This is a genomic window from Clostridium sp. (assembly GCF_036660475.1).
Taxonomy (GTDB): Bacteria; Bacillota; Clostridia; order Clostridiales; family Clostridiaceae; genus Clostridium_J.
Window position 1 is genome coordinate 62,729 of record NZ_JAVXAO010000004.1, and the last position, 13,565, is coordinate 76,293.

Annotated in this window: 15 protein-coding genes; 14 read left to right on the forward strand and 1 reads right to left on the reverse strand. The window is 34.1% G+C overall.

Annotation, left to right across the window (positions count from 1 at the left end; all coding sequences use genetic code 11):
• Positions 1–44: 44 nt before the first annotated feature.
• The 11 genes from RSA29_RS07315 to eutM all read left to right on the forward strand — a co-directional run bounded on the left by RSA29_RS07315 (position 45) and on the right by eutM (position 7,511).
• Complete coding sequence (locus tag RSA29_RS07315; protein ID WP_346943773.1) at positions 45–398, forward strand: BMC domain-containing protein; 354 nt, start codon at positions 45–47, stop codon at positions 396–398.
• The gene (locus RSA29_RS07320; RefSeq protein ID WP_346943772.1) at positions 395–829 is read left to right on the forward strand and encodes a EutP/PduV family microcompartment system protein; all 435 of its coding nucleotides are present in this window, start codon (positions 395–397) and stop codon (positions 827–829) included. Before RSA29_RS07315 ends, RSA29_RS07320 begins: the two co-directional genes overlap by 4 nt.
• 8 nt (positions 830–837) lie before the next feature.
• The gene (locus RSA29_RS07325; RefSeq protein ID WP_346943771.1) at positions 838–1,560 is read left to right on the forward strand and encodes a cobalamin adenosyltransferase; all 723 of its coding nucleotides are present in this window, start codon (positions 838–840) and stop codon (positions 1,558–1,560) included.
• Positions 1,542–2,387, forward strand: a complete 846-nt coding sequence (gene eutJ, locus RSA29_RS07330; protein ID WP_346933933.1) for an ethanolamine utilization protein EutJ — start codon at positions 1,542–1,544, stop codon at positions 2,385–2,387. Before RSA29_RS07325 ends, eutJ begins: the two co-directional genes overlap by 19 nt.
• Positions 2,388–2,468: 81 nt before the next feature.
• Complete coding sequence (locus tag RSA29_RS07335) at positions 2,469–2,771, forward strand: BMC domain-containing protein (RefSeq protein WP_346943770.1); 303 nt, start codon at positions 2,469–2,471, stop codon at positions 2,769–2,771.
• Positions 2,768–3,031 (forward strand): EutN/CcmL family microcompartment protein, encoded by a 264-nt coding sequence (locus RSA29_RS07340; protein ID WP_346933935.1) that lies wholly within the window; start codon positions 2,768–2,770, stop codon positions 3,029–3,031. The genes RSA29_RS07335 and RSA29_RS07340 overlap by 4 nt, the downstream gene beginning before the upstream one ends.
• A gap of 115 nt (positions 3,032–3,146) precedes the next feature.
• A complete protein-coding gene (locus tag RSA29_RS07345; protein ID WP_346943769.1) occupies positions 3,147–3,809 on the forward strand; it encodes a cupin domain-containing protein in 663 nt (220 codons plus the stop codon).
• Positions 3,810–3,830: 21 nt separating this feature from the next.
• A complete protein-coding gene (locus tag RSA29_RS07350) occupies positions 3,831–4,586 on the forward strand; it encodes a BMC domain-containing protein (protein ID WP_346943768.1) in 756 nt (251 codons plus the stop codon).
• A gap of 32 nt (positions 4,587–4,618) precedes the next feature.
• Positions 4,619–6,196, forward strand: coding sequence for an acetaldehyde dehydrogenase (acetylating) (locus RSA29_RS07355; protein WP_346943767.1), 1,578 nt, complete (start codon positions 4,619–4,621; stop codon positions 6,194–6,196).
• Position 6,197: 1 nt separating this feature from the next.
• On the forward strand, positions 6,198–6,848 hold the full coding sequence (locus RSA29_RS07360) for a phosphate propanoyltransferase (RefSeq protein ID WP_346943766.1): 651 nt from the start codon (positions 6,198–6,200) through the stop codon (positions 6,846–6,848).
• 372 nt (positions 6,849–7,220) lie between these two features.
• Complete coding sequence (gene eutM / locus RSA29_RS07365) at positions 7,221–7,511, forward strand: ethanolamine utilization microcompartment protein EutM (RefSeq protein ID WP_346943765.1); 291 nt, start codon at positions 7,221–7,223, stop codon at positions 7,509–7,511.
• A gap of 154 nt (positions 7,512–7,665) precedes the next feature.
• On the opposite strand, the gene RSA29_RS07370 is transcribed toward eutM, so the two are convergent.
• Complete coding sequence (locus RSA29_RS07370; RefSeq protein WP_346934574.1) at positions 7,666–7,830, reverse strand: hypothetical protein; 165 nt, start codon at positions 7,828–7,830, stop codon at positions 7,666–7,668.
• Between the two features lie 394 nt (positions 7,831–8,224).
• On the opposite strand from RSA29_RS07370, the gene katG reads away from it, so the two are divergent.
• From katG to RSA29_RS07385, 3 genes are all read left to right on the forward strand, one after another.
• Positions 8,225–10,423, forward strand: a complete 2,199-nt coding sequence (gene katG / locus RSA29_RS07375) for a catalase/peroxidase HPI (RefSeq protein ID WP_346943764.1) — start codon at positions 8,225–8,227, stop codon at positions 10,421–10,423.
• 473 nt (positions 10,424–10,896) lie between these two features.
• Complete coding sequence (locus RSA29_RS07380) at positions 10,897–11,955, forward strand: conserved phage C-terminal domain-containing protein (RefSeq protein WP_346944391.1); 1,059 nt, start codon at positions 10,897–10,899, stop codon at positions 11,953–11,955.
• Between the two features lie 196 nt (positions 11,956–12,151).
• Positions 12,152–13,171 (forward strand): DUF4351 domain-containing protein, encoded by a 1,020-nt coding sequence (locus tag RSA29_RS07385; protein ID WP_346944274.1) that lies wholly within the window; start codon positions 12,152–12,154, stop codon positions 13,169–13,171.
• Positions 13,172–13,565 lie beyond the last annotated feature (394 nt).

Consider the following 13,565-nt stretch of genomic DNA (forward strand, 5'->3'; position numbering starts at 1 on the left):
TACTGATTTATTTTTGAAGATGCCTAAGATGGAAGGGAATGTTTATGGGAGATTTTCATGAGAAAAATATACAGCGTGTTATACAAGAATCAGTGCCAGGGAAGCAGATTACAATAGCTCATGTCATAGCATCACCTATGCCTGGTATATACGAACGTTTAGGAATTGATGAAAAAGGAGCTATAGGGATATTAACTCTTTCTCCTTATGAAAGTGCTATTATAGCAGCGGACATTGCAACAAAGGTTGCCGATGTTGAGATTGGATTCCTAGACCGTTTTACAGGTTCAGTAGTAATAAATGGGGATGTGCAGAGCGTTGAAACTGCCCTTAATGCAGTGAATGACACCTTGAAGAATATGCTTGGGTTTACAACCTCTCCCATTACACGAACTTGAGAAGGAAGCGCATAATGGTCATTGGTCCTTCTAAATGTGGAAAGACTACATTAGTTAATGCACTAAACGATTATCAGGGACCACTAAGAAGAACACCGGATATGATTTATGGTAAAAACACTATAGATGTTCCCGGTGCATATTTAGAAAATACATGGATGTATAAGCATGTAATTGCAGCATCACAAGATGCTTCTAAGGTTTTGATTTTAATAGATCAATCTAATTGTACAGAATTATACTCCCATGGATTTGCAAAATTATTTAGATGTCCTGTAATCGGTGTAATAGCAAAGTGTGACCTAATGCCTGAAAATGAAGAGATGTGTTTACGACAACTAAAGAAAATAGGCGTTCCGGAGCCATATTTTCGTATTAGCTTTACAGATGGAACAGGTATTGATGCTTTATTTGAAAAGGTTAAGGAGTAAAGAGGACTATGATGAAATTTATTACTGAAGAGTATTTAAGAGATCTATATAAAAGAGAACCTTTTAGTACCTACAAATTAAATCAGGGACAGCGCCTTACACCTGGGGGAAGAGAATATCTATCAGATAGAGGAATAAGAATGGAAGATAATGTTTTTCAAGTAAATAAAAAAGTTCCTGAAGTAAAGGTATTAAATGCATTGGCAGAGGGAAATAAAAAAATTCCCGAAGTAAAGGTATCAAATGTGTCTACGGAGGGAAATATAAAGTTGAAAAAGAAGCTTTGTCGCAAATTAAAATCTATGGAAGCGATATTTCTTGTTACCAGTAGTGAAATTTTAAAAGAAGATATTATTTTAGCACAAAACGTTATAAACCTAGGTAAAAAGATTTCAAATATGAGAAATACTATTGAAGGAAAAAGTACATTAGAAAGTATTGTTTGCAAACCATGCACACAAATGACTTTAGAAAATTTCCATGAGGATATAGATGATTGTTTTGAAATTACAGAGTTTCATATGCAGCTTGAAGGAAGTGACGCAATTCTAAGAATCCACTCACTTCGCTGTGCTCTACGAGAAATAGGGGATGAGATTATGGAGGCCTACGAAGATAATGATGACGATTTTGGAGATAAAATTATAGGAAATGTTAATTCAATTATTAATTCACTATCTCAAATGATTTGTTCAACAGTAGGAGGAATAAAATGTCAAAGAAAAAGTTAACTTTTGAATATTGTGATAACCTTGTTCAAGAGTTTGAAAAAGTTATAGAAAGACCTATTGTAGGCCAATCTTCTACATATTACACAGGGGTGGATTTAGGAACAGCCTGCGTAGTATTAGCAGTTTTAGATGAGAATTATAAACCAGTTGCTGGTGCTTACAGATATGCAGATGTAGTTCGTGACGGAATGGTTGTAGATTACATTGGAGCAATAAAAATTGTTAGAGAATTAAAGCAAGAAATCGAGGAAAAATTGAATACTGAACTGCTTTATGCAGCAGCAGCAATTCCACCTGGAACAGATTCTTTAGATTCTGGAGCAATTAAAAATGTAGTGCAAGCAGCAGGGTTTGAATTAACATGTTTACTTGATGAACCAACCGCTGCCAATGAAGTTCTTAAAATCCAAAATGGTGCAGTAGTAGATATTGGTGGTGGAACAACAGGAATATCCATATTAAAAGATGGTAAAGTTGTTTACGTTGCTGATGAACCTACTGGAGGAACTCATTTTTCACTAGTTGTTTCAGGGGCATATGGTATGCCGATTAAAGATGCAGATAAATTTAAAAGAGATGATAAGAACCATAAAGAGCTACTTCCTGTTTTAAAGCCAGTAGTTGAAAAGGTAGCATCTATTATAAATCAACATATAAAATCACACCATGTTGAGGAGCTATATCTAGTAGGTGGTACATGCTGCTTAGCTGGTATAGAAGAAATTATCGAAAAGCAAACTGGAATATATACTCATAAGCCAAAGAATCCTATGTTCGTAACCCCTCTTGGCATAGCGTTAAGCTGTACACAAGAAATCATGGAATAAGGTTCTTTAAAAAATAAATAAGTCACTTCAATGACCTTTGACTTGTTATTTATTTACAGATACCTAAGGAGGTTGTAATACGTGGATTTTAGAATAATAAAATCACCGTCTGAGAGTACTAAAGATATTCTTAGAAGACGCATGGGTACAAGCTGCAAGACTGATATAAACAGTATTGATGCAGTTGGTCTTGTCCAAGGTAAACTTATAGATATGATTTATGCTGCGGATATTGCTGAAAAGGCAGTTGGAGTTACAGTAGAGGATATTAAAGGTAGTTGCCCGCAACATATGATCTTAATTGCAATCTTTGGAGATACATCGTCAGTTGAATCTGCAATAGATGAAATTAAATTCAAAATGAAAGAGGGAAAAGCTTTATGATAACAGCAAAACTCATTGATAATGTATGGGCTACTAGAAAAGCAGAATCACTTAACGGATTAAAATTCATGCTGGCTGAGGAAATCGGTGGTAAGGATGCAGGCCGCAGACTTGTGGTGGTTGATATAATCAGCGCAGGTATAGGAGACAGGGTCATTATAAGTACAGGCTCCTCAGCCAGAAGAATGTTAGGTGATGATAATATTCCTGTAGATGCAGTTGTTATAGGCATTATTGATAATGGCTGTGACTTTGAGTAAGGCATCTTCAAAAATGCCAGAGCATCTTCAAAAAAATAAATAAGTCAGTAGCCGCGACTTATTATTTATTTAAAGATGCTTAAATACCAGTTATTTAATTTAAGGATGTGAATAAATGAAAAAATTAATATGTGCAAAAGATATGGAAGACTTTATAACAGAAGGTAAAACTAAATTCTATGTATGTAGTGATATGATCATTACTCCTTCAGCACAGGATATTGCAAAGAACAATGGAATTGAGTTCACTACAGAAGCACCTGTATGTGAAGTAGCGACTCCTGTAGCACCAAAACTTTCACCAGAAGGTTTTGATAGTGAAATGATCTTCAAGGTTTTTAAAACCATGATGGAAAAAGGGATGTTAGAAGAAATGCTTCAATGTCTTAAGGGACAAAAGAAGCTTCCATTTGAAGCAGAATGTGATCCTAGCGGACTTAAAGTAGTTAGAGGAAATTCAGTTAAGATGGATGTGTTTGAGACAGGAAATCCAGAAGCAAAAGCTTACTATCAAGAATTAGTTAGTAAGGAAGAATCAAAAATGAGTGCTGGATTCCTAACAATCGAAAATTCAAGATTTGAGTGGGAGCTTACCTATGAAGAAATTGATTATGTTATTGAAGGAACTTTAACAATAGAAATCAATGGAAAAACCTATACTGCTTATCCTGGAGATGTACTATTTGTACCATCAGGTTCTAATGTAGTTTGGGGTTCACCTGACAAAGCTAGGGTATTCTACACTACATATCCAGCAAACTGGGCGGATCTCATGTAGTATAACGAGGGGGATTAAGCGATGCAGGCACTTGGATTATTAGAAACAAGAGGATTACTGGCAGCTGTTGAAGGTGCGGATGCAATGGTTAAATCAGCGGATGTTAGTATCTTAGAAAAAACCTATGTAGGCGGAGGACTTGTTACAATTATGGTTACTGGAGATGTAGGAGCTGTTAAAGCTGCTATAGACGCTGGGGCTGCAGCTGTAAAAAGTTTAGCTCATGAACTTTTAGTTTCAGAGCATGTAATACCACGCCCACATTATGAATTAGAAAGCATAATTGGACAAAAAACTTCTGAAGATGAAGTAAACACATCATCTGAGGAAGAAGAAAATGAAGAAAAGATTTACTCACTAGAGAAAGAGATTATTAAACCTATTTTAGAAGTTAATGAAATATTGTCAGATAGCTTAGAAGAAGCAGAAGCTGTGGAGGAATTAGTAGAAGCAGTAGAAGTTGAAACAGCTGAAATAGCTGAAATAGCTGAAATAGCTGAAAAAATAGTACAAGCAGAAGATGATAATGTTTCAAAAGAGCAAAAGAATGAGACTTTGGAAATAGATGTAGATAATCTAAATAAATTATATGTAGATAATTTAATAAATGTTGATGGAATTGAAAAAACCATTAATGTTTTAAATAAACTTAAAGTAGTAAAGCTTAGAAATTTAGCTCGTGAATACAAAGATTTTGGAATCACAGGCAGAACAATTTCAAAGGCAAGTAAAAGTTTATTAATGATAAAGTTTAAATTATACTATGAGAAACTTTAGTAAGTAGAGACTACCCATAAGGAGGAAAAGAAATGGAAAATTTAGATAAAGATTTACTTTCAATACAAGAGGCTAGAAATTTAGCTAAACTTGGAAAAGTAGCAGCAGATAAAATTGCTGATTACACTGAAGAGCAAATAGATAAAATTTTATGTAACATGGTTAGAGTAGCAGAGGAAAATGCAGTATGCCTAGCGCAGATGGCAGTAGAGGAAACTGGTTTTGGAAAGGTAGAAGATAAAACTTTCAAAAACCATTTAGCAGCTACAGTTCTATATAACTCAATCAAAGACATGAATACTATCGGTATTATGAAAGAAGATGAAATTAACAAGTTAATAGAAATTGCTGAACCAGTTGGATTAGTAATGGGTATAGTACCTTCAACAAACCCAACATCAACTGCAATATTCAAGGCTATGATTTCAATAAAATCTCGTAATGCAATAATATTCTCACCACACCCATCAGCTGCAAAATGTACAACAATGGCAACAAAGTTAATGCATGATGCTGCAGTAGAAGCAGGTGCACCTGAGAATATAATAAGCACACTTAAAACTCTTACAATCGGAGCTACAAACGAGTTAATGAAATGTAAGGAAGTTGCTATAATCATAGCAACAGGCGGACCAGGAATGGTTAAAGCTGCTTACAGTTCAGGTAAACCAGCTCTTGGAGTTGGTGCTGGAAACTCTCCTGCATACATAGAGAAAACTGCAAAAATTGAAGAAGCAGTAAGAAATATTATTGCAAGTAAAACTTTTGATAATGGTACAATATGTGCTTCAGAGCAATCTATTATATGTGAAGAATGTAACCATAATCAAGTAGTTTCAGAATTTAAAAAGCAAGGTGGATATTTCATGACAGCAGAAGAAACAGACAAGGTTTGTGGTCTGTTATTCAAGAATGGTCATGTTATGAATGCTAAATTTGTTGGAAGATCTCCACAAGTTATTGCAAGCGCTGCTGGAATCACAATTCCTGAGGGAACAAAAGTACTTATCGGAGAACAAAAAGGTGTAGGAATGGGATATCCATTATCTTTCGAGAAACTTACTACAGTTCTTGGATTCTACACAGTAAAGAACTCTCATGAGGCTTGTGAATTAAGTATACAATTACTTCAAAATGGAATAGGTCATACAATGAGCATCCATACAGAAGATAGAAATATAGTGATGATGTTTTCTAAAAAACCAGCATCACGTATATTAGTTAACACTGGAGGAAGCCAAGGTGGAACAGGTGCTAGTACAGGACTTATGCCATCATTTACTCTAGGTTGTGGTACTTGGGGTGGAAGTTCAGTTTCTGAAAATGTTACACCAATGCACCTTATAAACATTAAAAGAGTTGCTTATGGATTAAAAGATTGTGCAACACTTGCATCTAATGATCCAACTTTCAACACTATAAAAACTGCTGAGAACTGTCATGGAACTCAAAGCCAAGGTTTCAATATGAGCCCAGCTGAAATTGCTGCTGCAGCTGCAAAGTGTATTAACACGAGTAATGCCGCTGGTAATACAGTAGATAGCACTAACAACGAAGATCTTTTAAAATTAGTTAATCAAATTGTTGCTGCTATGAAGGGGTCAAATTAATATGGATAAATATGAAGAGGTATTAAAACTTTTACTGGAAACTGTACAAGGAACTAAAGCTGCTACAGAGATGGAAAACAATTCATCTGAAATTCCAGTAGGTATTTCAAATAGACATGTGCATCTTTCACAAAAGGATTTAGAAGTTCTATTTGGTCATGGATATGAATTGACTAAAATGAAAGACTTATCCCAGCCTGGACAATATGCATGTAAAGAAGTTATAACAATCTGTGGACCAAAGGGTGCAATCGAAAAGGTTAGAATCCTAGGACCTACAAGAAGCAAAACTCAAGTTGAAGTATTAACTGGGGATTGCATTAAGCTTGGAGCAGTAGCACAGGCAAGATTATCTGGAGATTTGAGCAAAACACCTGGAATCACATTAATCGGACAAAAGGGTTCTGTTCAATTAGAAGAAGGTTTAATCGTTGCACAAAGACATATCCACATGACACCAAAAGATGCTGAATGTTTAGGGGTTTGTGATGGAGAAATGGTTTCTATAAAGTTTGAAGGCTTAAGAGGCGGAATCTACAGCAATGTAGCTATAAGAGCCAATGACGCTTCAAAACTTGAATGTCATTTAGACATAGAAGAAGCAAACGCTATGAGCATGAATTCAAGCTCAAAAGTGAAAATAGTAAAGTAATAAAAGCTTATATCTAATTAAGGATGTACAACTTAAAATGTACAGATCTAATTAGAACATATAAATAAAAATCGGATATGTTTTAAATCGGTGTTGATAAGGCCTTCATATTATCTTCGCTAAACCGTTTCGGAACCTTGATTTACTAGCGGCCCTGGTAGTGTTAAAATCTAAAATACAACAACTCGCATACGCTCAAACAAGTTGTATTTCTTAACGATTTTAACACTCCCATAGCCTAAGTAAATTCAAGAGCCCTGCAAATGGTGTTACGCTCAGATAATATTGAAGTCCAATTTCAACAATCTTTTAAAACATAACCAAATAATAAAATAAAAATAAAAAAAATAAAAATATTAGGAGGATTTCAATATGAAACACGATGCATTAGGAATGATAGAAACAAAAGGATTAATAGGTTCAATAGAGGCAGCAGACGCTATGGTTAAAGCTGCAAATGTTTATTTAGTAGGAAAAGAATATGTAGGTGGAGGACTTGTAACTGTTATGGTTAGAGGTGATGTAGGAGCTGTTAAAGCTGCTACTGATGCTGGAGCTGCTGCTGCACAAAGAGTTGGAGAATTAGTTTCAGTTCACGTTATCCCAAGACCACACTCTGAGGTTGAAGTAATTCTTCCTGTAACTAAAGAAGCTGTAAAATAATAAGCTAGTTAGTTAAATTAAAAAATATAGAGTTGTCTCAAAATGAAAATTTTGAGGCAGCTCTTTTTAAATTGAGCTGTGTATAATATTATGACAAAAGGTTGAAGACTACTAATCTTCAACCTTTTGTTATATTTTATAAAGTATTAAATTATTACACACCTGGTCCGGGTTGGTTATCATTTTGTTGGATTTCTGATAAGGTGTTATTTACGTTTTTATCAAATGAGTTTACTTTTCTTGTACTAAGCTTGTTGAGAAAGTAAGTGCCTAGTATTAACACACCTAACATGGCTAAAAGTCCCCAAAGAAGTTCCATATAATTACCTCCTTTTAAAAATAATATTGAAAATAAAATTTTAAGGTAAGGCATCTGAAAATAAAATTTCAAGGTAAGTGTTAAATCTCTATAATTATTCATCCCTAATTATATTGCTATATGATGATTATAACATAATTACAATAAAATGTATGATTTTGTATCTATAATTGTTGCTTATATTATAACTGATTCTGATAATTGCACTGAAGTTTTAATACTAACTTAAAATACTTTAGATTAAAAATATTATTCGTAAATTCACTCATAGTACTAGTTATATATTTATATATTTAAAGTAATAGCATTTATATGAGGGAGGCTACATTACCTATATATTTATATAAATTAAGTAGGTGTGCAGGTAGGTAAAGAAGTTGAAGGAGGATAATGTATGTTAGAAGGGAAATGTCCAATGACAGGAAGAACAAGCAGAGCGCCAGCAGGTGGGGGAACAACTAATGAGTATTGGTGGCCGAATCAGCTTAAGCTTAATGTTCTTCGCCAAAACTCAGAACTAAGCAATCCTATGTCTAAAGGGTTTAACTATGCCGAAGAATTTGAAAAATTAGCTTATTATGAACTAAAGAATGATTTATATAGGTTGATGACAGATTCTAAGGAGTGGTGGCCTGCTGATTATGGTCATTACGGACCATTCTTTATTCGTATGGCTTGGCATAGTGCTGGAACTTATAGAATTGGTGATGGTAGAGGCGGGGCAGGACAAGGATTGCAACGTTTTCCACCAGTTAATAGCTGGCCAGACAATATAAATTTAGATAAAGCACGTCGTTTACTTTGGCCAATTAAAAAGAAATATGGAAATAAAATATCTTGGGCTGATCTTATGATATTGACAGGTAACTGCGCATTAGAATCTATGGGATTAAAGACAATTGGTTTTGGTGGTGGCAGAGCGGATGTTTGGGAACCACAGGATATTTACTGGGGTAGTGAAAAGAAGTGGCTTGGAGCTGAACGCGATAAAGATGGTAAAGAACTTGAAAATCCTCTTGCTGCCACTCAAATGGGCTTAATTTATGTAAATCCAGAAGGACCAAATGGAAACCCTGATCCGAAGGCATCAGCAATTGATGTAAGGGAAACATTCTCTCGTATGGCAATGAATGATGAGGAAACCGTTGCGCTTATAGCGGGAGGACATACTTTTGGTAAATGTCATGGCGCTGCATCGCCAACATATGTTGGACCAGCTCCAGAAGCTGCACCAATTGAGCAGCAAGGACTGGGATGGCAAAATAGCTATAAAACTGGGAATGGTCCAGATACCATAAGTAGTGGGCTTGAAGGTGCATGGAAAGCAGAACCTATAAAGTGGACAATGGGTTATTTAAAAACGCTATTTAAATATGAATGGGAATTAGTTAAAAGTCCAGCAGGAGCATATCAATGGCTAGCTAAAGATGTAGATGAAGAGGATATGGTAGTTGATGCCTATGATCCACTTAAGAAGCATAGACCTATGATGACCACAGCAGATTTATCACTTATTTATGATCCTATTTACAAATCAATAGCAAAGGATTATCTAGAAAACCCAGAAAAATTTACTGAGGATTTTGCCAAAGCTTGGTTTAAATTAACCCATAGAGATATGGGACCAATATCAAGATATCTCGGCCCAGAGGTTCCAGCAGAAATATTTATTTGGCAAGACCCAGTGCCAGAAGCTAACTATAAATTGATTAATAAAAAGAATATTTCAGAGCTTAAGAGAAGGATTCTAGATTCAGGCTTGTCAATATCAGAACTTGTTATAACAGCTTGGGAATCTGCATCAACATTTCGTGGTTCAGATAAGCGTGGAGGGGCAAATGGGGCAAGAATACGCCTAAAGCCGCAAAGACAATGGCAGATAAATGAGCCTGAAAACCTCAGGAAGGTTTTAAATACCCTAGAAAGAATTCAAATGAGGTTTAATAGTTCCCATTCAAAGGATAAGAAGGTTTCTTTAGCTGATATTATTGTATTAGGAGGATGTGTTGGCATTGAACAAGCTGCCCAAAATGCAGGTTATAGCATTACGGTTCCTTTTACGCCAGGACGAACTGATGCAACACAAGAGGAAACAGATATAAAATCATTTAGTGTTCTTGAACCTAAGGCAGATGGATTTAGAAACTATGTAAAAGATAAATATGCAGTAACATCAGATGAAATGTTAATTGATAGAGCACAATTGTTAACATTAACTATTCCAGAAATGACAGTATTAATTGGTGGTATGCGTGTGTTAAACACTAATTATAAAGAATCAAAGGATGGAGTGTTTACAAAACGGGAAGAATGCCTTACAAATGATTTCTTTGTAAATCTTCTTGATATTGATACCGAGTGGAAGGTATTGTCCGAAGATAAGGAAAAATATATAGGTTTTGATAGAGAAACAGGGATGGAAAAATGGACAGCAACAAGGGTTGATCTTATATTTGGAGCAAATTCACAACTTCGCGCGATTGCTGAGGTATATGCATCTAATGGCAATGAGAAAAAATTTGTACAAGATTTTGTAGATGCATGGAATAAGGTAATGAATGCAGATCGTTTTGATGTTGAAGAATATGATTAAATATATTTACATCTATAAACTAAATTAATAAAGATAAAGAACTAATAAACTTAACCCCTTGAAGCATAATATCAAGGGGTTAAGTGTTTTTATGTTTTTATGTTTTTATGTTCTTAGGGTATTCAAGCCTTAGAGCCAACAGGGTTTGAGGCCTCTAGGGAAACTGCTAATTTTGGTGCTGTTTTTAATTTAAAATAGCACCAAAATTATTTTGTTTATCTTTAAAATTAGAAGCTCATAAAAACTTCAACAATGAAATAAAACATAAGGCATCTTCAAAAAATAAACAAATCAGTTTACTGGGATAGTTGACTTATTATTTATTTTCAGATGCCACTTCTATTAGAAAATTTATAAGGTAGAAGAAAATTTAAAAATTATTTTGAAAGAGGTGTAAATAAATTTCAAAATTGCATATATACTATTTGAATGGGTTTTGAAGGGATAAATACATAGGTTAAGGGGAGATTGTTATGAAATATACAATTATGGGTTTTAGACAAGAGAAGTTAGTTAAGTTGGGGCTTGATACTTTGGATGCTACTATTCTTAGATATTTTATTGATTTTAAAGAGTCTAAGGGAATGAAGGTTAAGATTGTAGATGGACAAGCATACTATTGGATTCGCTATGATGGAGTTTTGAGGGAGTTGCCTATATTAAATATGAAAAAATGCACTGTTCAATCTAGATTTTTTAAATTAAGAGATGCAGGAGTACTTACTCACCAAGTTATAAGAGAAGGTGGGACGTATTCCTATTTTGGCATAGGTGAAAAATATATAGAGTTAATAACTAGTGGTGTAAATATAGAAGAGGAAAATGCAGAAGATGAAAGAGTGGAAGATGAAAATATAAATCATGAAAGTAGTAATAAAGTAACAATGGTTTCTGAAAATATAAATCATGGAAGCAGTAATAAAGTAACAGTGGCTTCAGAAAATTTAAATTATGAAAGCAGTAATAAAATAAAAGTGACTTCTGAGAATTTAAAGCCACATAATAAGCTAAACAGTGTAGATGAAAACAAGGATAGTGTGGATCATAAGTTTTATAGTGGAGATGAAAACCCTCAGGGTATAGATGGAAATCTTAAGGGGTATCAGTGTGAGTCCACAACAAATAATTCCTCTACTAAAGATTCCTCTATTAAATATAATAATAACCTTGCCTTTCTAAGGAAAGGGGCATTTGAGATAATAGATTATTTGAACTTGCAAACAGGAAAGAAGTTTAAAAGTGACACCAAGGTAACCATTAGTCTAATTAAGTCAAAGCTTCAAGATGGGTTCACAGTGGAGGATTTTAGAACTGTTATAGACAATATGAAAGCCAGGTGGACAGGCACTAAGTTCCAGGAATATTTAGCTCCAACAACCCTCTTTGGCAGTAAGTTTGAAACCTATTTAAACCAAGGGAAAGAAGTAGGGTGGAATGGGCTTAAACGTGGAAATGTTAGCATGGACAATGAAGAAGATAGGGAAGTGTTGAAGGAGAAGTTGATGAAGGCGATTTTGCTTGATGATATGTGATTTTTGAATTAAAAATTAAAAATTTAGAATTAAGAATTGAGAATTAAGAATTGGGAGGCAACGAGAGTTATTGAGGAGTTTTAGAAAATAATAAATAATTGACTAGGAACGTGTGTTCGCGCACATAATGTAAATATAGTGTATTTAACTTAATATTAATATATACTATAATTAAGTTACGAAAGACGGTGGAACATTGGAAAATTCAAAAGAGAAGGTGAAGTTGGATCAGATTTTAAAGTTTTTGTTTACTACTTCAGACAAGGTTTTGGTAAAATTGCTTAATGGAGTTTTTGAAGAAAATTTTAAAGAGGATGAGGTAGTCATTAAGGTAACCAACAATGAGTTTATCGAGGACACTTTGGGTATACTAAGAGGTGACATGTTCTTTGAGCCTGTGGAAAAAAACTTGGGAATTAATTCCTCAAAAGTTAACTATCATCTTGAGTTCCAAACTAAGAATGACAGCTCCATGGTAATTAGAATGTTTGAGTATGGGTTTCAAAAGGCTAAGGAAAACTCTGAGAAGAGTGATGGAATCAGAACTATGTATTTTCCAAAGCAAAGAGTTATTTTCTTTGAGGAAAACAAAAATATCAATGGAGATTTGGTATTAAATCTGATTTTCCCAGATGGAAATAAGATTGAATATGTTGTTCCAATAATGAGATATTGGGACTATACAGATGAAGATTTGATTAAAAAGAAAATGTATCCGTTAATACCTCTTCAGTTATTTAGATTAAAGAAAGAATTGGAGAAGGCTGCAAAGCAAAATGATATAAAAACTATTAAAGAATTATCACATAAAGCTAGGGACTTAGCATCAAAGCTAGCTGGAGAATCAAAAGAGTTATTGGATAAAAATGAAATTGTAGGTGAGGACTTTCATAAGATGCTTCTAGCTATACAAAATCTTATTGAATATCTAAGCAGAAATTACATGAATGATGATGAAGAATTAGAAGAAGAGGTGATTAAAATGACAAAGACATTATATGATCCAGAGGTTGAAAAAAGAGGAATACAAAAAGGTGAACAAATTGCCTTGGTTAAAAGTACAGTTAAGCTTTTAAAGAAAAAGTTTGGAGAAGTTCCTGAGGAACTGATACAGATAATAAGGAACTTGCCTATTGATAAGGTTGAAAACATAAATGATGATATTTTAGATATTCAAAGTTTGGAAGAGATAAATAGTTATTTATCTGATGTCTAGCCGCTGTAACACCACCAACTAAGTTGGGGATCAGTGTACACGAAATTAGATAAGAGAGCTTCTAACATTTAGGTGGAGTGAGATATTCCTATTAAGGCGTATCCACCTTAATATAAGAATCACTTGATAAATGCTAGATTCTGGTTCTAGATATTAACATGGACCCCGCTTGATGGTTGAATCACTGTTGAGCGGGGTTTTAAAATTGGAAGTTTAGAGTTTAGAGTGTTAAAATTAACATTTTGCAAACAAGTTTAAAAATACCGTAGTTAAAAGATGATTAAGATGCTTAAATTTAGTGAGTTTAATCATGGTGAGGTAATATATGTCTAAAAAATGAATATATGAGCGAATATACTTAAATTATATGTAGTGAAAAAAAATGGACGATTTG

What these genes read in the sequence shown, in the direction of transcription:
- RSA29_RS07345 (WP_346943769.1), top strand. Translation starts at nt 3,147, where the DNA reads ATGAAAAAATTAATATGTGCAAAAGATATGGAAGACTTTATAACAGAA.
- RSA29_RS07315 (WP_346943773.1), top strand. Translation starts at nt 45, where the DNA reads ATGGGAGATTTTCATGAGAAAAATATACAGCGTGTTATACAAGAATCA.
- RSA29_RS07380 (WP_346944391.1), top strand. Translation starts at nt 10,897, where the DNA reads ATGAAATATACAATTATGGGTTTTAGACAAGAGAAGTTAGTTAAGTTG.
- RSA29_RS07370 (WP_346934574.1), bottom strand. Translation starts at nt 7,830, where the DNA reads ATGGAACTTCTTTGGGGACTTTTAGCCATGTTAGGTGTGTTAATACTA.
- RSA29_RS07360 (WP_346943766.1), top strand. Translation starts at nt 6,198, where the DNA reads ATGGATAAATATGAAGAGGTATTAAAACTTTTACTGGAAACTGTACAA.
- RSA29_RS07355 (WP_346943767.1), top strand. Translation starts at nt 4,619, where the DNA reads ATGGAAAATTTAGATAAAGATTTACTTTCAATACAAGAGGCTAGAAAT.
- RSA29_RS07325 (WP_346943771.1), top strand. Translation starts at nt 838, where the DNA reads ATGATGAAATTTATTACTGAAGAGTATTTAAGAGATCTATATAAAAGA.
- RSA29_RS07350 (WP_346943768.1), top strand. Translation starts at nt 3,831, where the DNA reads ATGCAGGCACTTGGATTATTAGAAACAAGAGGATTACTGGCAGCTGTT.
- eutJ (WP_346933933.1), top strand. Translation starts at nt 1,542, where the DNA reads ATGTCAAAGAAAAAGTTAACTTTTGAATATTGTGATAACCTTGTTCAA.
- RSA29_RS07340 (WP_346933935.1), top strand. Translation starts at nt 2,768, where the DNA reads ATGATAACAGCAAAACTCATTGATAATGTATGGGCTACTAGAAAAGCA.
- katG (WP_346943764.1), top strand. Translation starts at nt 8,225, where the DNA reads ATGTTAGAAGGGAAATGTCCAATGACAGGAAGAACAAGCAGAGCGCCA.
- eutM (WP_346943765.1), top strand. Translation starts at nt 7,221, where the DNA reads ATGAAACACGATGCATTAGGAATGATAGAAACAAAAGGATTAATAGGT.